At 66.1% G+C, this 18,395-nt stretch carries 15 protein-coding genes; 12 read left to right on the top strand and 3 right to left on the bottom strand.

The genetic code is table 11. The annotated features are described in order from the left end of the window. Window positions 1-202: 202 nt before the first annotated feature. Window positions 203-1,498 (top strand): citrate synthase, encoded by a 1,296-nt coding sequence (locus ASD68_RS13330; protein WP_056085183.1) that lies wholly within the window; start codon window positions 203-205, stop codon window positions 1,496-1,498. A gap of 75 nt (window positions 1,499-1,573) precedes the next feature. Here the strand turns inward: ASD68_RS13330 and ASD68_RS13325 are convergent, their stop codons facing one another. Together ASD68_RS13325 and ASD68_RS13320 are read right to left on the bottom strand one after the other, a co-directional pair. Next, window positions 1,574-2,167 (bottom strand): hypothetical protein, encoded by a 594-nt coding sequence (locus tag ASD68_RS13325; RefSeq protein ID WP_235578757.1) that lies wholly within the window; start codon window positions 2,165-2,167, stop codon window positions 1,574-1,576. 284 nt (window positions 2,168-2,451) lie between these two features. Further along, a complete protein-coding gene (locus tag ASD68_RS13320; RefSeq protein WP_056607692.1) occupies window positions 2,452-4,980 on the bottom strand; it encodes a penicillin-binding protein 1A in 2,529 nt (842 codons plus the stop codon). A gap of 279 nt (window positions 4,981-5,259) precedes the next feature. Between ASD68_RS13320 and ASD68_RS13315 the strand changes: the two genes are divergently transcribed. The 11 genes from ASD68_RS13315 (at window position 5,260) to ASD68_RS13265 (ending at window position 17,856) form a co-directional block, all read left to right on the top strand. Further along, the gene (locus tag ASD68_RS13315; RefSeq protein ID WP_056084959.1) at window positions 5,260-6,324 is read left to right on the top strand and encodes a pilus assembly protein PilM; all 1,065 of its coding nucleotides are present in this window, start codon (window positions 5,260-5,262) and stop codon (window positions 6,322-6,324) included. Continuing rightward, window positions 6,324-6,962: a PilN domain-containing protein gene (locus ASD68_RS13310; RefSeq protein WP_056084964.1), complete on the top strand. Its 639-nt coding sequence runs from the start codon at window positions 6,324-6,326 to the stop codon at window positions 6,960-6,962. Before ASD68_RS13315 ends, ASD68_RS13310 begins: the two co-directional genes overlap by 1 nt. After that, window positions 6,962-7,624 carry a type 4a pilus biogenesis protein PilO gene (gene pilO, locus ASD68_RS13305; protein ID WP_056084967.1) on the top strand — a complete coding sequence of 221 codons (663 nt, stop codon included), beginning with the start codon at window positions 6,962-6,964 and terminating at the stop codon, window positions 7,622-7,624. Before ASD68_RS13310 ends, pilO begins: the two co-directional genes overlap by 1 nt. Then, window positions 7,621-8,169: a pilus assembly protein PilP gene (locus tag ASD68_RS13300; RefSeq protein ID WP_007081151.1), complete on the top strand. Its 549-nt coding sequence runs from the start codon at window positions 7,621-7,623 to the stop codon at window positions 8,167-8,169. Before pilO ends, ASD68_RS13300 begins: the two co-directional genes overlap by 4 nt. A 56-nt stretch (window positions 8,170-8,225) precedes the next feature. After that, a complete protein-coding gene (gene pilQ / locus ASD68_RS13295) occupies window positions 8,226-10,466 on the top strand; it encodes a type IV pilus secretin PilQ (protein WP_056607690.1) in 2,241 nt (746 codons plus the stop codon). A 268-nt stretch (window positions 10,467-10,734) separates the two neighbouring features. Then, window positions 10,735-11,730, top strand: coding sequence for a MoxR family ATPase (locus tag ASD68_RS13290; RefSeq protein WP_056608067.1), 996 nt, complete (start codon window positions 10,735-10,737; stop codon window positions 11,728-11,730). Further along, entirely contained in the window at window positions 11,727-12,668 is a 942-nt protein-coding gene (locus ASD68_RS13285; protein ID WP_056607689.1) for a DUF58 domain-containing protein, read from the top strand. The genes ASD68_RS13290 and ASD68_RS13285 overlap by 4 nt, the downstream gene beginning before the upstream one ends. Then, a complete protein-coding gene (locus ASD68_RS13280; protein ID WP_056607688.1) occupies window positions 12,665-13,219 on the top strand; it encodes a DUF4381 domain-containing protein in 555 nt (184 codons plus the stop codon). The genes ASD68_RS13285 and ASD68_RS13280 overlap by 4 nt, the downstream gene beginning before the upstream one ends. Beyond that, window positions 13,212-14,198: a VWA domain-containing protein gene (locus ASD68_RS13275; RefSeq protein WP_056607687.1), complete on the top strand. Its 987-nt coding sequence runs from the start codon at window positions 13,212-13,214 to the stop codon at window positions 14,196-14,198. The genes ASD68_RS13280 and ASD68_RS13275 overlap by 8 nt, the downstream gene beginning before the upstream one ends. After that, a complete protein-coding gene (locus ASD68_RS13270) occupies window positions 14,195-16,168 on the top strand; it encodes a tetratricopeptide repeat protein (RefSeq protein ID WP_056607683.1) in 1,974 nt (657 codons plus the stop codon). The genes ASD68_RS13275 and ASD68_RS13270 overlap by 4 nt, the downstream gene beginning before the upstream one ends. Then, window positions 16,165-17,856 (top strand): BatD family protein, encoded by a 1,692-nt coding sequence (locus ASD68_RS13265; RefSeq protein ID WP_056607682.1) that lies wholly within the window; start codon window positions 16,165-16,167, stop codon window positions 17,854-17,856. The genes ASD68_RS13270 and ASD68_RS13265 overlap by 4 nt, the downstream gene beginning before the upstream one ends. On the opposite strand, the gene ASD68_RS13260 is transcribed toward ASD68_RS13265, so the two are convergent. After that, window positions 17,843-18,364: an O-acetyl-ADP-ribose deacetylase gene (locus ASD68_RS13260; RefSeq protein WP_056084985.1), complete on the bottom strand. Its 522-nt coding sequence runs from the start codon at window positions 18,362-18,364 to the stop codon at window positions 17,843-17,845. The genes ASD68_RS13265 and ASD68_RS13260 overlap by 14 nt on opposite strands. Window positions 18,365-18,395 lie beyond the last annotated feature (31 nt).

Below are 18,395 nucleotides of genomic sequence, written 5' to 3'. Positions count from 1 at the left end.
CTCGCCCCGTGTTTTTTTGTGCGCGTCGTTCCCCCGTTCGCCTGCGGATGCGCGTGGATCGTTGTGCGATAATGGCGCTTTTCCTGACGCCCCCGCGTCTGCCGCATCGCATGCGTAACCCAGGCGATGCCCACCATTCCCCCGCTGAAAGGCGTCGCTTTGCGGCTCGCCCTCGCGATGAACTTTTGTGAAGGAGGTTTCCGTGTCCACTCCCAAGATCGTCAAACTGCTGGATGAATCGAATCAGCGCAGCAGCGAGCTGCCGCTGATCAGCGGCACCCTGGGGCCGGCTTGCATCGACATCGGCACGCTGTACAAGGACACCGGCCACTTCACCTTCGACCCGGGTTTCGCCAGCACCGCCAGCACCAAGAGCGCGATCACCTATATCGACGGCGACAAGGGCGTGCTGCTGTATCGCGGCTACCCGATCGAACAGTTGGCGGCGAACTCCAGCTTCCTCGAAGTGGCTTACCTGCTGCTCAATGGCGAACTGCCCAACGCGGCCGATTTCGACAAGTTCGAGCACGACGTCTCGCATCACACGATGATGCACGAGTCGCTGAAGAACTTTTTCCAGGGCTTCCACCACGACGCCCATCCGATGGCGATGCTGGCCGCGTCGATAGCGTCGCTGTCGGCGTTCTATCACGACGACCTGAATGTCGATGACCCGGTCGACCGCAAGATGGCGGCGATCCGCCTGATCGCGAAAATGCCCACGATTGCGGCCGCCTGTTACCGCTATTCGATCGGCTGGCCGTTGCGCTATCCGCGCAACAACCTGGAGTACGTCGACCGCTTCCTGCACATGATGTTCGAGGTGCCCAGCGAGCCGTTGCAGATGAGCCCGGTCGCGGCCAAGGCGCTGGACCTGCTGTTCATCCTGCATGCCGACCACGAGCAGAACGCGTCCACCTCGACCGTGCGCCTGGTCGGTTCAACCGGAGCCAACCCGTACGCGTCGATCGCCGCCGGCATCACCGCGTTGTGGGGGCCGGCGCATGGCGGCGCGAACGAGGCGGTGCTCAAGCAGTTGGAGGAGATCGGTACGCCGGACAACGTCGAGTCGGCGATCCTGCGCGCCAAGGACAAGAACGACAGCTTCCGCCTGATGGGCTTCGGCCACCGCGTCTACAAGAACTTCGACCCGCGCGCCAAGATCATTCGCGAGATGTGCCACAAGGTGCTGGCCGAGCTGGGCGTCAAGGACCCGCTGCTGGACGTGGCGCTGAAGCTGGAAGAGGCCGCGCTGAAGGACGATTACTTCGTGGAGCGCAAGCTCTACCCGAACGTGGATTTCTACTCCGGGCTGATCTACAAGGCGCTGGGCATCCCCACCGAGATGTTCACCGTGATGTTCGCCATCGCGCGCACCGCCGGCTGGATCGCCCACTGGATCGAACAGCACGAAACCCCGGGGTCGCGTATCGGTCGTCCGCGCCAGATCTATACCGGCGCCGACGTGCGCGATTACGTGAGCGTCGACAAGCGCTGAGCAACCGCGCCATCGCATGAGCAAACGCCCCGGCTAGCCGGGGCGTTTGCGTTTGGGGGTGAGAAAGCGTGCGCTTTACCGGCGCTGGCTGGCGTTGGCCAGCATGCGTTCCAGTTGGTCGCTGTCGTCGTCCCCGGACAGCAAGGCTTCCACCGCCGCCAGCGAGGCGCGGCGCATTGGCTTCTCGTCGATGCGGTCCAGCGGCGCCTGGCGCAGCGCGTTGCGCGGCAGTACGGTGATATCGAACGGCAAGCCGTCGGCGGCGAACAGCAACACCGGGTATTCGGCCTGGTCGGCTCGGGTCACGCGCAACCGCCGGGTCTGGCTTTCGGCGGGGACGCCGTGGTCGTGCAGGAACAGGGTCACCGCGTCGGGATCGTCGCTGAACACGTGCAGGCAAACCGCCGAGTGCTCGTCGGCGGTGCCTTCCAGCACGGCGCCCACCAACCGCGGTTCGAAAACCGCCAGGAACCGCATCGCCTCGACCGCCGCCTCGCGCCGCTGTTGCAAGGATTGCGGCTGGCTGTCCGCGAGAAACAGCCGCTGGCGTTCGCGCAGCGCCTCTTCGATTTCCTGGTTGCGCGGCAGCGCCTGGGTTTCCAGGATGCCCAGTCTTTCGGCCGCCTTGGTCTTGGCGCGGTGGAAATCCCGGATGCCGTGCTCGCTCATCAGCCGCGCTGCTTCCTGGGCGACCAGCAGGCGGCTGCGCTGCAGGCGGTCATGCGCATGAATGCGGTGATGCTCGCCTCGGGTCATGCTCAATCTCCGTTGCGTGGTGGACGGCTCCATCCGCTCGTTCGTGCCGTTCGTTCGCGCCCGCGTGCGCCGGTGGTGTGCCGTCGCGTTCGCTGGCGAAACCACCCTACCACCGCCGCGCGTCGCGTTGAATCGTCGGCGAAGGTGTGCGCCGGGATACATGACCCGGCGCGGCATCGGCTTCGCCCACGGCGCCGTCAGAAGATGTCGTAGGCGCGCTGCTGTTCCTGCTCCTTCTGCTGTTGCGCCTGCGCGCGCAGGCGATCGACATCCTCCACCTTGAAGATTTCGCTGATGCCGTTGGGGTCGTCGGACGCGGTGGGCAGCCCGTTGTCGCGGTTGATCGTGATCGTCGTGATGCCCGGCGGCATCGGCAGCGCGTTCGATGGCAGGTCCTTGAGCACGCTGCCCATGTAATCCATCCAGATGGGCAGCGCAGCCTTGGCCCCGAACTCGCCCCGGCCCAGCGAATCGTAGTTGTCGAAACCCACCCACACGGCGGTGGAAACGTCGCCGTTGAAGCCCACGAACCAGGCGTCATGATGATCGTTGGTGGAGCCGGTCTTGCCGGCCAGGTCGTCGCGCTCGAGTGCGCGCGCGGCGGAGCCGGTGCCGCGCAGGATGACGTCCTTCATCAACGAGGTGATCAGGAAATCGTTGCGCGGGTCCAGCACGCGCGGGGCCAGGATCGGCGGGTGGTTGCTGTCGCCGTGCGCATCCGGCGGCAGGATGGCGTCACCTACCGCATCGATGCCGTCCTCGCCGGCGGCGGATGCCGATGCGGCGTGGGCCACATCGTTGGCCGGGGTCGCGGTCATGTTGGCCGGCGGCGGTCCGGCGACGCTGGTATCCAGCAGGCGCTCCTGGCAATCGCGGCACGCGCGCGCCGGGTTGGCCACGTAGATGGCCGTGCCGCTGCGGTCATCGATCTCGCTGATGAAGTACGGCGTCACCAGGTAGCCGCCGTTGGCGAATACCGCGTAGCCGCGCGCCATGCCCATCGGCGATACCGACGCGGTGCCCAGCGCCATCGACAGGTTGGCGGGGATGGCGTCGAGCGCGAAGCCGAAGCGGGTCAGGTATTCGCGCGTGTAGCGCACGCCGATGGCCGCCAGCAGCCGGATCGAGACCAGGTTCTTCGACTGCACCAGTGCCTCGCGCAAGCGCATCGGGCCGGCGAACTTGCCGTCGTCGTTGTTGGGCGTCCACAGGCCGCCGGGACGGGACGGATCGGGCAGGGCCAGCGGGGCGTCGTTGATGATCGACGCCGGCGTGAAGCCATGGTCGAGCGCCGCCGAGTAGAGATACGGCTTGAAGCTTGAGCCTGGCTGGCGTGCGGCCATCACCGCGCGGTTGAACTTGCTGCGCATGAAATTGAAGCCGCCGACCAGCGCCTGGATCGAGCCGTCCTCGGGGCTCACCGACGCTAGTGCGCCTTGCACCGATGGAATCTGCGCCAGTTGCCACGCGCCCTTGTCATCATGTGACAGCCGCACGATGTCGCCGCGCTTGATGACGCTGTCCACCGATGTCGGCGTGGCACCGACCCGGCTGTCGCTCAGATGGGGCCTGGCCCAGCTGACGGCGTCCAGTGACAACTCGACATGTTCGCCGTTGCGCAGGTAAACCGTGGCGCCATGGGCGCCGCTGGCGGTCACCAGGCCCGGTTCCAGGGTGGAGATATCGGTGTAGCCCGCCAATGCCTGCTTGTAATCGGAGGGGCCTGCGTTGGCGGGCAGGTCCTGATGGGCCTCCGCACCACGCCAGCCGTGGCGATGGTCGTACGCCACCAGGCCACGGCGCAGCGCATCCACCGCCGCTTGCTGGCGATCGCTGCGCAGGGTGGTCTTGACCACGTAGCCTTCGGTCAGCGCGTCATTGCCCAGGCGGTCCAGCACCTGGCGCCGGACCATTTCGGCGAGGTACGGCGCATCCAGTTCGATCGGCTGCTCGTGCGGCGCGCCGTGGTTCGGCTCGGCCCGCGCCTGCTCGTATTGCTCCTCGGTGATGTAGCCGTGGCGGCGCATTTCGCTCAGTACCCAGTTGCGTCGCGCCAGCAGGCGCTTGGGGCTGTTGATCGGGTTGACCGCCGACGGCAACTGGAAACTCGACGCAATCGCGGCGCATTCGGCCACCGTCAGCTGATCCAGGGTCTTGCCGTAATAGTACGAAGCGGCCGCGGCCACGCCATACGAGCGGTGGCCGAGAAACATCTTGTTGAGGTACAGGTCGAGGATCTGGTCCTTGCTTAGCTCCTGCTCCATGCGAAGCGCGATGAAGATCTCGGTGATCTTGCGCGAATACAGCTTCTCGGGGCTGAGGAAGAAGTTGCGGGCGACCTGTTGGGTGATGGTCGACCCGCCCGAGCCCTTGTCGCCGCCCGTCTCGATCACGTGCCAGGCGGCGCGCACGATGCCGTGCCAGTCCACGCCGGGGTGATGGTAGAAATCGGCATCCTCGGCCGACAGTACGGCGTGCTTCAGCCGGTCCGGCACGTTGCCGATATCCACCGGTATGCGTCGCGTTTCACCGAAGCTGGCAATCAGTTTGCCATCGGCGCTGAGCACGCGCAGCGGCACCTGCATGTGATAGTCCTTGAGCACCTCGACGGAGGGCAACCGCGGCGCGATCAACCAGTACGTCACGCCAACGGCAAGGATGGCCAGCAGAAAACCGGAGAAAGCCAGGACCAGTGCCCAGCGCAACAGACGCTTCAAAATATGCATGGATGCGGTTAGCGAGACTTGAGTCAAAACATGCCAGAGTATAGATGTTGCAGTATTGAAGGCGTTCCGGCGCCGAGCAGGCCGGGGGATACGCAGGATGGCACGGGGGCGCAAAGCTGGAGCCGGGTTGCCGGGGGATCGCTCAACTGTGGCGCCTATCACGAGAATTGCTTGAGAAAGTTCGCGTAGGCCGTTGCCATTACGTAAATTTTTCGATTTAATGCCTTGGCGTACCGACCGGGATTCCGGTCCGGGCGTCAGGGGCAGGGGGGAAACACCGTGGGTCTCTTTACACCCAAGAAGCCGGCATTGATTGGTGTCGACATCAGCTCGACGGCCGTCAAGCTGCTGCAGCTCAGTCAGGCGGGCGGGCGTTTCCGCGTGGAGCATTACGCGGTCGAGCCGTTGCCACCCAATGCGGTGGTCGAGAAGAACATCGTCGAGGTCGAGGCGGTCGGCGACGCCATCCGCCGCGCCATGGCGCGCTCGGGCAGCAAGGTGAAGCACGCGGCAGCGGCGGTAGCGGGGTCGGCGGTCATCACCCGCATCATCCCGATGGCGGCCGAATTGTCCGATGACGACCTGGAAGGGCAGATACAGGTCGAGGCCAACCAGTACATCCCCTACCCGATCGAGGAAGTCAGCCTCGACTTCGAAGTCATCGGTCCGGTTCGCGACAACGCCGACATGAACAACATCCTGCTGGCCGCCTCGCGCACCGAGAACGTCGACATGCGGGTGGCGGCGCTGGATCTGGGCGGGCTTACCGCCAACGTGATCGACGTCGAGGCGTTCGCGATGGAAAACGCGTTCGCCATGGTCGCCGACCAGATGAACGTGGCGCGCGATGCGCTGGTGGCAGTGGTCGATATCGGCGCCACCATGACCACGCTGTCGGTGCTGCGCAACCAGCGCACCATCTATTCGCGCGAGCAGGTCTTCGGCGGCAAGCAGTTGACCGACGAAATCATGCGCCGCTACGGCCTCTCCTACGAAGAGGCCGGCCGCGCCAAGCGCAAGGGCGGCCTGCCCGAGTCGTACGCCAGCGAAGCGCTGGACCCGTTCAAGGAATCGCTGGTGCAGCAGGTTAGCCGGCTCATGCAGTTCTTCTTTGCCGGCAGCGAGTACAGCAAGGTCGACCAGGTGATGCTGGCTGGCGGTTGCGCTTCCATCGAGGGGCTGGCGCCGATGCTGCAGGAGCAGTTGGGCGTGCCGTGCGTGGTCGCCAATCCGCTGGCCCGCATGTCGCTGGCGCCGCGGGTGCAATCGCAATCGCAATCGCTGGCCCAGGACGCGCCATCGCTGATGATCGCGGTCGGCCTCGCGCTGAGGAGCTTCGACTGATGGCACACGTCAACCTACTTCCCTGGCGCGTCGAACGTCGCAAGCAGCGCGAGCGCGAGTTCTACATGCAGCTGGGCGCCGCCGCCGTGGCCGCCGTGCTGGTGGTGCTGTTGTGGATGTTCTGGATGGGCCAGCGCATCGACAACCAGAACGAGCGCAACGGCTATCTGCAGACCGAGATCAAGCAGCTGGATGTACGAATCGCCAAGATCAAGGATCTGGAAAAAGTGCGCCAGCGCCTGCTGGCCCGCAAGGAAATCATCGAGCAGCTTCAGGCCGATCGCTCGCAGATGGTGCACCTGTTCGACGAACTGGTGAAAACCATCCCCGCCAGCGTGCGCCTGACCAGCCTCAAACAGGGCGGCCAGTCGATGACGCTCAATGGCGCGGCCCAATCCAATGCCAGCGTCGCCGAGTACATGCGCAACATCGAAGCATCCCCCTGGATGGGGCATGCCGACCTCAGCAAGACCGAAAACAGCCACAACGCCACGCGCATGCCCTACAACTTCGGCCTGACCGTGGCCTTGAACAGGCCAAAGACCGACGAGGTTGTGGCCGGTGACAATGCGCCGGCCGACGCCGCCAGCGCCCCCGCGCCAGCCGACAAGAAAGCGGCGACCGGAGGAACTCACTGATGAAGTTCTTCGACGACATCCGCAATCTCGACCGCAACAATGTTGGCGGCTGGCCATCCTCGGTAAAGATTTTCTTCACCGGCTTGCTGTTCGTGGCCATCGTGTTCATCGGCTGGTACGTATCCGTCAGCAACCAGCAGGACGAACTGGCCACGCTGGCCACCAAGGAAGTCCAGCTCAAGAAGGACTTCGCTTCCAAGCAGGCCAAGGCGGTCAATCTCGAAGCGTTGCAGACGCAGCTCGACGAGATGCAGGACATGCTGCGGCAGCTGCTGCGCCAGTTGCCCAGCAAGACCGAGATGCCCGAGCTGCTGGTCGACATTTCGCAAACCGCGCTGTCGACCGGCCTGCAGACCGAGTTGTTCCAGCCGGGCAATGAAACCAAGAAGGACTTCTACGCCGAGAAGCCCATCACCTTGCGCATGAGTGGTACCTACCACCAGTTCGGCGCCTTCATCAGCGGTGTGGCTTCGCTGCCGCGGGTGGTCATCCTCACCCTGCACGATGTGTCGCTTACGCCCAAGAGCCCGTCCAAGGCCGGCGGTGCCTCCGATGGCCAGTTGGTGTTGCAGGGGACGGTAAAGACCTATCGTTATCTTGACGATGACGAAAGCGCCGAGGCCAAGTCGACGCACAAGAAGAAGGCCGGGGGGCGGAAATGACCAAGTTTGCTGCCATCAAGCCGGGCCGGGCCGCAGGGGTGTTGCTGATGCTGGCCGCTGCGCTGGTGCTGAGCGGATGCACCCGCGGCATGTCCGACCTGCGCGACTGGGTCGCCCAGGAAAAGGCGCGCAAGGGTCAGCCGATCCAGCCGTTGCCGGTGATCAAGACGTTCGAGACGTTCAAGTACAACGACCAGGATCGGCGCGACCCGTTCAGTCCCAGCGCCACCGAAATGGAAAGCAACGGTGCCACCGCCAGCAGTGGTCCGCGGCCGGATGCCGACCGTGCGAAGGAGCCTCTGGAAGCGTTCGCTCTGGATAGCCTGAAGATGGTCGGCACGATCGGTACCGGGCCGGGCGCCATCGCACTGGTGAAGGACCCGAGCCGGGTGATCCATCAGGTGCACCGCAACGAGTACATGGGCCAGAACTACGGACGCGTGACCGCCATCAGCGAGGACCACATCGAGCTGGTCGAGCTGATTTCGAATGGCAATGGTGGCTGGATGGAACGTCCTGCCAGCATCGCGCTCGGCGAGCAATAGGAATACAGGGGCTGATGCCAATGACCAACGAAATCCAATCCGTCCGGGGCCGTGTAATGCGCCATGCCACTCGCTACCTGCTGACCGGCCTACTGCTAGCCGGCACGACCTGGGCCAGCACGGCCATGGCGGCCAGCAACACGTTGAAAGACATCAGCTACGACACCTTGCCGGGCGGTGCGGTTGAGCTTCACCTCAACTTTGCCAATGGCGCCGTGCCGCAGCCGAAGTTCTTCACCACCGATACGCCACCGCGCATCGCCGTGGATTTTGCCGATACCGACAACGCGGCGCAGCGGCATCTCGCCATCGGCAAGGGCTCCACCTCGGGCGTCACCGCCGTGTCGGCCGGTGGCCGCACGCGGGTGGTGGTCGAGTTGATGCAGGCATCCACCTATCGGTCAAGCGTCAAGGGCAACAGCCTGCTGTTGACGATCAACAACGGTACCGCCGACCAGTCCATCACCACCGCAGCCACCATCGACCCGTCGAAGGCGTTGCCATCGTCGATGAACGGTCCGGCCATCAGCAACATCGATTTCCGCCGCGGCCCTGACGGTGAGGGCAAGGTGCTGATCACCTTCAGCGGCAGCGGCGCCAATGCCGAAATGGTGCACAAGGGCGACAAGGTGCTGGTCGACATCGACCACGCCACCTTGCCCCCCAACCTGGCCCAGCGGCTGGATACGCTGGACTTCGCCACGCCGGTGCAGTCCATCGTCACCCGCGGCGGCAAGGTGGGCGGCGTCCATATGGAGATCTCGGTCAAGGGTGAAGTGGAGACGTCGTCCTACCAGAGCGGCAACCAGTTCGTCGTCCAGGTCGCTCCGCACCGCGCCGAAACCAAGCCCGATGCCTTGACCAAGGCCGGTGCGCCGCCGGTGTACAACGGCAAGCGCGTGACCTTCAATTTCCAGGACATCCCGGTGCGTTCGGCGCTGCAGTTGATCGCCGATATCTCGGGCCTCAACCTGGTCGCGTCCGACAGCGTGGGCGGCAGCGTCACGCTGCGGCTGGTCAACGTTCCCTGGGATCAGGCGCTGGACGTGATCCTGCGGGCCAAGAGCCTGGACAAGCGCCGTGACGGCAACGTGGTGTGGATCGCCCCGCAGCAGGAGCTGGCCAAGTACGAGGACGACGTTGCCCAGGCGCGCCTGAAGGCGCAGGACAACGCCGAACTGATCACCACCTACATCCCGATCAGCTATGGCAAGGCGGCCGATATCGCCAAGTTGCTGACCACCGGCAGCATGCAGGGCGGCGGTGGCTCCAGTACCGGTGCAAGCGCTTCCCGCGGTTTTCTGTCACGCCGCGGCAGCGTGTCGTACGACGAACGCACCAACACCTTGCTGCTCAATGACACCCCCGAAAAGATCGAGCAGTTGCACCTGCTGATCGCGAAACTGGATCGTCCGGTGCAGCAGGTGCTGATCGAGTCCCGCATCGTGGTGGCCAACGACGACTTCACCCGCGAACTGGGTGCCAAGTGGGGCGTGTCCGGTGTGCAGTCCAACAAAAACAACCTGATCACCTTGGGCGGTAGCGGCTCCGAGGCGCAGCGGTACGGCACCGAGATCAATAATCGAAACATCAACTACAACAACGCCGTCAATGATTGGCTGGCCAACGGTGGTACCGGGGCAGTCCCACATCCTGGTACCGTCAAGTTGCCGGCCGGTGGCATGAACGTCAACCTGCCAGCCGGTGGTGCCACCAGCGGCTTCGGTCTGGCCATCCTGGGCGCCAACTACGCCCTCGACCTCGAGCTGTCGGCGGCACAGACGGAAGGCCGCAGCGAAGTCATCTCCAGCCCGCGCGTGATCACCGCCAACCAGCAGGAAGCCGTGATCCGCCAGGGTCAGGAAGTGGGCTACGTGACCTTCCAGAACAGCGGCGGCGCCGGGGCCGGCTCGGGTAGCGGCACCGCCACGGTGCAGTTCAAGGATGCGGTGCTGGAGTTGAAGGTGACGCCGACGATCACCGCCGACAATCGCGTCTACCTGATGATCAACGTGAAGAAGGACGCCATCGCCGGTTACGTGCCGGTGCCGGGCGGCGGCCAGATCCCGACCATCGACACCCGCGAGATCAACACCTCGGTGCTGGTGGACAACGGGCAGACCGTGGTGCTCGGTGGCATCTACGAGATCAACAAGGCCAACTCCACGTCCAAGGTGCCGGGCCTGGGTGATATTCCGGGTCTGGGTGTGCTGTTCCGCAAGACCTCGCGCAACGAGAGCAAGGCCGAGTTGCTGATCTTCGTGACACCGCGCATTCTCAGCGAGACCTTGCAGTAAAGCGGGCTTGTCCACGCAAGAAAATGGCGGCTTCGGCCGCCTTTTTCTTGCCGGTTGTCCGTGTCGATTAAACTTCCGGCCATCATCGTGGTCAGTTGCACGCCTGCGCCTGCCGGCGTTGCATTCCCGCCGCGAACCGAACCCATCGGCAAAGGCAGCGCCGTTCGCGTCTCTTGAACGGCAACGCGGTTCAATCGTGCAGGTGCGAGGCCATCGGCCCTGCTCCCGCCTGCCGCAGGCATCCAAGCCAGCAAAAACGGAATCGATGATGGATATGCCCGAAACGCCCGCACTGAACCCCTTGCAGCAATCCTTTGCGCAACTGCGCGACGACCTGCAGCGCTGCATCATCGGTCAGCCGCATCTGATCGACTGCCTGCTGGTCACCTTGCTGGCGGACGGACACCTGCTGGTGGAGGGCGCACCGGGCCTGGCCAAGACCACCGCGGTGAAGGCGCTGGCGGCGCGGATCGAGGCGGACTTTCACCGGGTGCAATTCACGCCCGACCTGCTGCCGGCCGACCTCACCGGCACCGACGTTTTCCGACCGCAGACGGGCAGCTTCGAGTTCGAACGTGGGCCGCTGTTCCACAACATCGTGCTGGCCGACGAGATCAACCGCGCGCCGGCCAAGGTGCAGTCGGCGCTGCTCGAAGCGATGGCCGAACAGCAGATCACGGTGGGCCGCGCCACCTGGCATCTGCCGGACTTGTTCATGGTGATGGCCACGCAGAATCCGATCGAGCAGGAAGGCACGTTCGCGTTGCCGGAGGCGCAGCTCGATCGCTTCCTGATGCACGTCACCATCGGCTATCCGGATGCCGCCGCCGAGCTTGCCATCCTCAAGCTGGCACGCGAACAGGCCAGCCGCCACGCGCATCCCGTCGCCACCACGCCCGCGCTGCTGAGCCAGGCCGACGTGTTTGCCGCGCGCGACGCAGCCATGGCCGTGCACATGAGCCCGGCGCTGGAGGAATACCTCACCCAGCTGGTGCTGGCCACGCGCGATGCCGGCCGTTATGGCGCCGAGTTGAAGCGCTGGATCGCGTGGGGCGCCAGCCCGCGCGCCACCATCGCGCTGGATCGCTGCGCCCGCGCCCGCGCCTGGCTGGCCGGGCGCGACTACGTGTTGCCAGACGATGTGCACGGCATCGCACACGAAGTACTGCGCCACCGGGTGCTGCTGAGCTACGAGGCCGAAGCCGAGGGCATCCGGCCCGACCAGGTGATCGCCCGCCTGCTGGATCTCGTGCCGCTGCCGTGAACGCCGTCGCAGCACCACGCCCCGATGGCGACGGCCGCAGCAGCGTGTCGCTGGCCGAGTTGATCGCGCTGCGGGCGCGAGTCGGGCGTGCGCGCATGGCGCCCATGTCCAGCCATGCCGCGCGCAGCGGACAGCAGTCCAGCCGTCTATACGGCCGTGGCATGGATTACGCCGAGTCGCGCGTCTACCAGGCCGGCGACGATGTGCGCCGGCTGGACTGGCGGCTGACCGCGCGCAGCGGAAAGCTGCATACCAAACTGTTCCAGGAGGATCGCGAGGGCTGTCTGATGATCCTGCTGGATACCCATGCCAGCATGCGTTTCGGTACTCGCCGGCGGTTCAAATCGGTGCAGGCGGCGCGGCTTGCGGCATGTGCCGCGTGGTATGCGGCACGTGCGGGCGAGCGGGTCGGGATCATGGCGTTCGGCCAGGTCGATGCACTGCTGCGGCCGCGATCCGGTGCGCGCGGCGCGCTGGCAGTCTGCGGCGCGCTGGCCGAATGGGATCTTCAAGGCGAACAGCAGCCAGAGCGCGCCGAGCCACTCTCCGATGCGTTGTTGCGCACCAGTCGGTTGTTGCATGGCGCGAACCGCGTGTTGCTGATCAGCGACGGCTTCAGTTGCGATGCGGACGCACGCCAGCGATGGCTGGCCTTGCGCCAGCACGTCGGCGCCAGCGTACTGGTCGTGGCCGACGCCCTGGAGCAATCGCTGCCACCGTCGGGCCGTTATCCCCTCGAGCATGCGGGCGAACGTTACGACGTGGTATTGCATGGCGAACGCCAGCGCCGCGCCTTCCAGCAGACGCTGGGTGCCGGTAGCGCGCGGCTCGGGCAACTGGTCCAGTCAACCAATACACGCTGGCAAAACGTGGACACGCAGACAGATCCGCTGACGGCCGTGTCCGCCGTGCTGGGTTCGGCAAAGGGGGCGAGATGATGGCCTCGATCGCCACGCCCGCATCCGCCGCCTCAACGCAAGGCCCCGCGCTGCGCGATATCCATCTGCCGCCCGAACCTTCCTGGTGGCCGCCCGCACCGGGATGGTGGGTGCTTGCCGTGTTGGTTCTCGTGAGTATTTCACTGGTGGTGTGGGGCTGGCGCAGGCATCGGCGAACGGTGCGTCGGCGTCAACACATCCTGGGCGAACTGGAGCTGGTGGCGACACAGTACGGGAAGGATGGCAACGCCGCCGCGCTGGCCGGCGGCATCCAGCAATTGTTGCGGCGGGTAGCGCGTCTACACGTACCGGCGGCCGCACAACAACGCGGTGAGGCATGGCGCCAGACGCTGGCGCGGATGCCGCTGGATGCCGGTGCGATGGACACTCTGGTGACGCTGGATCGGCACATCTATCAACCGGGCCCGTTCGATCACACGGCAGCGCTGCATGCTGCGCGGGAATGGTTGCGGCTGGCGTTGTGCGACAAATATTGGAAGCGCCGCAATCGCGCGGTGGCCGATCCGGTGCCGGAGTCGAGCCATGTTTGAGTTCGCCTGGCCGTGGATCGCCGTGCTGCTGCCGTTGCCGTGGCTGCTGCGTCGTTTTGTGCGCGCGGCGGCGCCAGTGCAGGCGCTGCATCTGCCGCAGCCGGGCGTGCAACTGTCGCGTACCGCCGGGCAGGCGACACGCGGGATGATGCCGTGGCTGCTGGCGCTGGCATGGTTGTGCCTGCTGGCGGCGGCGGCTCGGCCGCAGTGGATCGGCCCGCCGCAGGCGCAGCAGCGCAGCGGGCGGGCACTGATGATGGCGGTGGATCTGTCCGGCAGCATGCAGACCGATGACATGGAACTGGCCGGCCACCGGGTCAGCCGCTTCGGCGCGGTCGAGGCGATCGCGGGTGATTTCATCAGCCGCCGCAGTGGTGACGAACTGGGCTTGATCCTGTTCGGCAGCCAGGCGTTCCTGGTGACGCCGCTGACCTACGATCTCGGCGCCGTGCGCGCGCAGTTGCAGGGTGCCGCGGTCGGCCTGGCCGGCACCGAGACGGCGATCGGCGACGCCATCGCGGTGGCAGTGAAACGCCTCGCCGCACTGCCCGAACCGGCACGCGTGCTGGTACTGCTCACCGACGGCGTCAACAATGCCGGCAGCATCGAGCCGCGCGATGCGGCGCGCGCCGCCAAGGCCGCCGGCGTGCGCATCTACACCATCGGCATCGGCGCCACGCGGATGCGTGTGCCCGGTTTCTTCGGCAGCCAGTTGGTGAATCCGTCGGCCGACCTGGACGCCGACATGCTCACCGCGATTGCGAAGCAGACCGGCGGTCGCTTCTTCCGCGCCACCGACAGCGATGAATTGGCCGACGCGTACCGGGCGATCGATGCGCTGGAACCGATGCCTCAGCACGGCCCCGCACTGCGGCCCCGCCACGAATGGTTCCGCTGGCCGTTGGGCGCGGCGGTGATCCTGCTGTTGCTGGCGATGGCGTCACGGCGAGATGCGCGACCGCTGGAGTCGGCCGCATGAACCAGGTCGTGCAGAATTTTCATTTCCTGCAGCCGTGGTGGCTGGCCGCGTTGCTGTTGCTGCCGTTGTGCTGGTGGCTGGGCGCGCGCCGCGGTTCGGCGCAGCGCGAACTGTCACGGCTGGTCGATGCGGAGTTGTTGCCGCATCTGCTGCAGGGGCGCGCCGGTTCATCGCGCTTGCCGCTATGGCTGTTTGCCGCGGGCTGGACACTGGCGGCGCTGGCCATGGCCGGCCCGACCTGGAGCCAGGTGGAGCAACCGCTGTACGCCAAGCGCGCGGCGCAGGTGGTGGCGATCTCGCTGTCCCAGCGCATGCTGGCGCAAGACGTTGCCCCCAGCCGCATCGCGCGGGCGCGTTTCAAGGTGCACGACCTGCTGGCCAGTAACCGCGACGGGCTGAACGCGCTGATCGGCTACGCCGGCGAGGCCTTCGTGGTGGCGCCGCTGACCACCGACGTCCACAGCCTGGACGACCTGCTGGATGCGATGGCGCCCGACACCATGCCGGTCGACGGCAATGATGCGGCGCGCGCCATCGAACGCGGCATGGCCCTGATCAAGGGCGCCAAGGTGGCGAACGCCTCGCTGGTGCTCGTCACCGACCAGGCCGATGACGCCGCGCAAACCGCAGCACGCGCCGCGCGCGCGGCCGGCGTGCGCGTGTCGGTGCTGGGCGTGGGCACCGCGCAGGGTGGTCCGGTGCCGCTGGCCGATGGTTTCCTGCACGACGCCCAGGGTCATCTGCTGCTGGCCAAACGCGACGACGCCGCGCTGGCTGCGCTGGCCGCCGCCGGCGGTGGCAACTACGTGCCGATGAGCGCCGACGGTACCGATGTGCAGGCCTTGCATGGCTTGTTGCGTACCGCGTCCGGCACCGTGCCGACGACCCAGAAGGGCGATCAGTGGCAGGATCAGGGCGCGTGGCTGTTGTTGCCGTTGCTGTTGATTGCGGCGCTGGCGTTCCGTCGTGGCTGGTTGTTGCTGCTGCCGTTGATCCTGCTGCCCTGCCTGCCCACCACGGCGCAAGCCGGCACCTGGCAGGACTGGTGGCAGCGGCCGGACCAGCAGGCGGCGCAGGCGCTGCAGCAAGGCAAGCCGAAACAGGCGCAGCAACTGGCCCGCGATCCGCAGTGGCGCGGTGCCGCCGCCTACCGCGCAGGCGATTACGCCGCGGCGACCAAAGCGCTGGAAAAGGCACCGGGTAGCGACGCTGCCTACAACCTCGGCAACGCGCTGGCGCGTCAGGGTCAGTACCCGCAGGCCATCGAGGCGTACGACCGCGCATTGAAAATCGATCCGGCCAACGCCGACGCCGAGGCCAACCGCAAGGCGGTGGAAGACTGGCTGCGCCAGCAGCAGAAGAAACCGCCGTCGGACAAATCACAGCCCCAGGCTGGCAAGCAGGGTGACAAGAGCTCGCCCTCCCAGAACCAGAACGGACAGGGTCAGAACGGGCAGGACAAGAACAAGCAGGAGAACCCGGACTCCTCACAAGGTTCGGATGGAAATCCGCCGCCGAAATCGTCGGAAAAGAGTCAGGAAGACCAGGACAAGTCGAAGCCGGAAGCCGCCAAGCCAGCCGAAAAAGACGGCCAAAACGCTGATTCGGATGCGGGCAAGTCGGACCAGCAGGACAAGGCGCAGGATGCAGGCAAGGACGCCGACAACAACTCGCCCGACAAGCCCGCATCGCCGCCATCGGCTGAGCAAAAGGCGCGTGCGGAACAGGCGCAGCAGGCGCTGAAACAGCAGATGGACGACGCGCTGGCCGGGTCGAAGAAAGGCGATTCGCCGCCCACGCATCAGCTGGGCGCGGTCGGCGACGAGGATGCCAGTTCGAAGTTGCCGGCCGATCTGCGCCAGGCGCTGCAACGGGTGCCGGATGATCCGGGCGCCTTGCTGCGGCGGAAATTCGAACTGGAATATCAGCAGCGCCATGGCGGCGCATCGAACGAGGATGCCCAACCGTGAAATTCCGTCACCTGCTGGCCTTGCTGCCGTGGTTGCTGATGCCCGCGTTGAGCCACGCCGCCAGCGTGCAGGCCACGCTCAACCGCAGCACCGTGCAATTGGGCGAAACCGTCACCCTCAACCTGCGCATCAACGATTACAACGGCAACCTGCCCACACCGGATCTCAGCGCGCTGAACCGGGATTTCAGCATCCTGGGCACGTCACAGAATCGCAGCCTCAGCATCATCAATGGCAGCCGCACATCCGAGCTGACCTTGGGCGTGGCGCTGCGGCCACGGCATACCGGCACCCTGCAGATTCCCGCCCTGACACTGGCCGGCATGCAAACTGCGCCACTGCAATTGCAGGTGGACCCCGCTGATCCGAACGCGGCCAGCACCGCGCAGGGCGACGTGTTCATGGAGGCGCAGGTCGAGCCGAACCATGCCTATGTGGGGCAGCAGCTGAGCTACGTGGTGCGGCTGTATTACGCGGTCGACCTCAGTGGCGGTTCGCTCGACACGCCGCAGATCGACGGTGTGCAGGTCAGCCGCATTGGCGATGATCTCAAGTACAGCACCCAGCGTGGTGGCCGCTCCTACAGCGTGCTGGAACGTCGTTTTGCGTTGACACCGCAGCGGGCCGGCCACATCGAGATTCTGCCGCTGGAGTTCCAGGGCGAGATGGTCGACCCACGCGACCCGAACAGCTTTTTCGGGGCCAGCACGCCGGTGAGTGCGAGTGCGCCGGCCGCGTCGGTCGAGGTCAAGGCCGCGCCGGCGGACTGGGGCAAGAGTGCATGGCTGCCGGCGCGCGAGCTGACCTTGACGCTGAGCGGATGGCCCGACAGCAGCGATCAGGTGCGGGTGGGGCAACCGATCAACCTGCGCATGAAGCTGCAGGCCACCGGCATTCCCTTCGAAGCCTTGCCCGCGCTCAGCTTGCCCCAGATCGACGGCGCCACGGTGTACCCGGACAAGCCGGTGACCGGCACCGACAACGACGGGCGCTGGCTGAAAGGGCATCGCGAGCAGGCGTTCGCCGTGGTGCCCACCCGTGCCGGCACGCTGACCTTGCCCGCCACCACGCTGAAGTGGTGGAACGTGCAGACCAACTCGGAGGCGGTGGCGCGCATCCCCGCGCGCAGCGTGGCCGTGCTGCCGGCCGCTGGCGCGGCAAGCGCGGCTGCGGTGCCGCCCTCGGCAACCACGGCAGATGGCGCAACGGCATCACCATCGGTACCCGCGGCCGCCGCCGGTGCCGCGCCGTGGTGGCGTTGGCTGGCGCTGGCCAGCATTGGCCTGTGGCTGCTGAGTGTGCTGGGCTGGCTGCTGTGGCGCTGGCGCCGGCGCGGTACACCGACAGCTTCGACGACCGCCGCTGCCCCGGATACGACGCGGCAGTTGCGGCTGGCGTTTCTCGCGGCGGCTCGTGGCAGCGACACGGCGGCGCAGGTGCGCAGCCTGCTGGCGTGGGCGCGTGCCGAACGGCCTTTGTTGCGGAATCTGGGCGACCTTTCCGCCGCGCTGGCCGACGAAGCGCAGCGCCGCGCGATCGATCGTCTGCAGCAACGCCACTATGCCGGCGCGGCGTCGGGCGAAGATGATCTGGCGGCCGTGTTCAAACGCGGCTTCGTCTGGCGCGCGTCAGGCCCGGCGTCCACCGATCAGGATCTGCCGCCGCTGTATCCGTTCAATCTTCACTGAGCGCCCGGTGCAGGATGGCGGCCATCGCCTCGCTGAAGGCACATAGCTGCACTTCGATGGCCGGAGCATCGGCCAGTTCCGCGCGCACGCTGGCCACGGCAATGCGGGCGGCGGCCTCGGCGGGGTAGCCGTACACGCCGCAGCTGATCGCCGGAAACGCGATCGTGCGCAATCGATGGCCGCGCAGCAATTGCAGCGTGTGGCGATAGCAGTTCGCGAGCAACGCCGGCTCGCCGTGTTGGCCGCCATGCCATATCGGCCCCACGGTATGGATCACATGACTGGCCGGCAGGTCGAAACCCGGGGTGATGCGCGCCTCGCCAGTGGGGCAGCGGACGCCGGGCGCCTGTTCCGGCAGCGCACGGCAGGCGGCCAGCAACTGCGGCCCGGCAGCACGATGGATGGCGCCGTCCACGCCGCCGCCGCCGAGCAGATCGGGGTTGGCCGCGTTGACGATGGCGTCGACGCTCAGGCGGGTGATGTCGGCGGTGATGACGTGGATGGGCATAAGGCAACGCTGATCAAGTATCGCCGCCTTA

The sequence above is a fragment of the Rhodanobacter sp. Root627 genome (genome assembly GCF_001427835.1).
In the GTDB taxonomy this organism is placed as follows: Bacteria; Pseudomonadota; Gammaproteobacteria; order Xanthomonadales; family Rhodanobacteraceae; genus Rhodanobacter; species Rhodanobacter ginsenosidimutans.
The sequence above is the reverse complement of the archived record's forward strand: the minus strand, read 5'-3'. Positions and strand labels throughout refer to the sequence as shown.

Coding starts and splice junctions, on each gene's coding strand:
- ASD68_RS13260 (WP_056084985.1), bottom strand. CDS start 18,364: ATGCCCATCCACGTCATCACCGCCGACATCACCCGCCTGAGCGTCGAC.
- ASD68_RS13270 (WP_056607683.1), top strand. CDS start 14,195: ATGAACCAGGTCGTGCAGAATTTTCATTTCCTGCAGCCGTGGTGGCTG.
- ASD68_RS13280 (WP_056607688.1), top strand. CDS start 12,665: ATGATGGCCTCGATCGCCACGCCCGCATCCGCCGCCTCAACGCAAGGC.
- ASD68_RS13325 (WP_235578757.1), bottom strand. CDS start 2,167: ATGAGCGAGCACGGCATCCGGGATTTCCACCGCGCCAAGACCAAGGCG.
- ASD68_RS13320 (WP_056607692.1), bottom strand. CDS start 4,980: ATGCATATTTTGAAGCGTCTGTTGCGCTGGGCACTGGTCCTGGCTTTC.
- ASD68_RS13310 (WP_056084964.1), top strand. CDS start 6,324: ATGGCACACGTCAACCTACTTCCCTGGCGCGTCGAACGTCGCAAGCAG.
- ASD68_RS13275 (WP_056607687.1), top strand. CDS start 13,212: ATGTTTGAGTTCGCCTGGCCGTGGATCGCCGTGCTGCTGCCGTTGCCG.
- pilO (WP_056084967.1), top strand. CDS start 6,962: ATGAAGTTCTTCGACGACATCCGCAATCTCGACCGCAACAATGTTGGC.
- ASD68_RS13300 (WP_007081151.1), top strand. CDS start 7,621: ATGACCAAGTTTGCTGCCATCAAGCCGGGCCGGGCCGCAGGGGTGTTG.
- ASD68_RS13290 (WP_056608067.1), top strand. CDS start 10,735: ATGGATATGCCCGAAACGCCCGCACTGAACCCCTTGCAGCAATCCTTT.
- pilQ (WP_056607690.1), top strand. CDS start 8,226: ATGCGCCATGCCACTCGCTACCTGCTGACCGGCCTACTGCTAGCCGGC.